1 protein-coding gene and 1 pseudogene are annotated in these 1095 nt (G+C 75.3%); one reads left to right on the top strand and one right to left on the bottom strand.

What is annotated here, in order from left to right; all coding sequences use genetic code 11:
• Positions 1 to 417, top strand: a pseudogene (locus BZY54_RS47570) (FHA domain-containing protein); the annotation flags it as partial.
• Positions 418 to 464: 47 nt separating this feature from the next.
• On the opposite strand, the gene BZY54_RS47565 reads toward BZY54_RS47570, so the two are convergent.
• Positions 465 to 1095: methyltransferase domain-containing protein (locus tag BZY54_RS47565; protein ID WP_143668406.1), on the bottom strand; the 631-nt coding region annotated here is incomplete at its 5' end.

The raw sequence follows: 1095 nt of genomic DNA, 5'->3' as shown, positions 1-1095 counted from the left end.
CCCCCAGCAGCCGGCGCAGCCGGCCACCTGGACGGCGACGATCGGTCCGGACCGCGAGTACTTCATGGCGATGATGCAGCGCTCCGGCCCGGAGGCGGCGGGCCTGAACCTGCCCGCGTACTCGCCCGAGCAGCAGCGTCCGCTCACCGGCAACCAGATCACCATCGGCCGCCGCCGGCACTCCACCGGCGNNTCGACCTGTCGGTGCCGCCGGAGGACCCGGGCGTCTCGCACCAGCACGCGGTGCTGGTCCAGCAGCCCGACGGCGGCTGGGCGGTCGTCGACCAGAACTCGACGAACGGCACGACGGTCAACGGCTCCGAGGAGCCGATCCAGCCCTTCGTCCCGGTGCCGCTGCAGGACGGTGACCGGGTGCACGTGGGCGCCTGGACGACGATCACGATCCGGCGCGGCTGAGCCCCGTCGCCGGCCCGGCCCGTCCGGGTGGGCCGGCCCGCCACCGGTCAGCCCGGAAGGTGCCAGGTGTACGGCCCCTCCGGGTGGTCCAGCCACGCCCACGCGTGTTCGTCGTTCACCGTGATCCCGTAGCGCTCGCGCCGCGGGCATCCCTCGTGCTCCCACAGGGCGTACGCCTCGCCCGGGTCGACGCTGCCTCGGGTCAGGGCCAGCAGGAAGCGGAACAGCTCGTCCTCTCGGGCCCGCGCCGGCAGCCCGTCCAGCCGCGGGGGGCGGGGTTCGGGCCTGCCCTCGCCGCGCAGCGGCACGAAGAAGGCGGGCGTGTCCAGGAAGGGGCCCTCGGCGTGCGCGGCGTCGCGCACGGTCAGCGCGACCAGCCCGGTGGCGATCGGCATCAGGATCCGGGCGCCCGGGGTGCACTGGGCGAGCCAGGCCCGCGGGATCGAGGGCAGCGCGCAGGTGGCGATGATCCGGTCGAAGGGGGCGCGTTCGGGTACCCCGCGGGCGCCGTCACCGGTGATCACGGCCGGACGGTGGCCCGCGGCGGCCAGGTGCCGGCGCGCCGACTCGGTGATCTCCGGGTCCAGATCGATGGTGGTGACCAGGTCGTCGTCACCGAGCCGGTGGGCGAGCAGGGCCGCGTTGTAGCCGGTGCCGGCGCCGATCTCCAGGACCCGG

The sequence above is a fragment of the Streptomyces carpinensis genome (genome assembly GCF_002154505.1).
Lineage (GTDB): Bacteria > Actinomycetota > Actinomycetes > Streptomycetales > Streptomycetaceae > Streptomyces > Streptomyces carpinensis.
The sequence above is the reverse complement of the archived record's forward strand: the minus strand, read 5'-3'. Positions and strand labels throughout refer to the sequence as shown.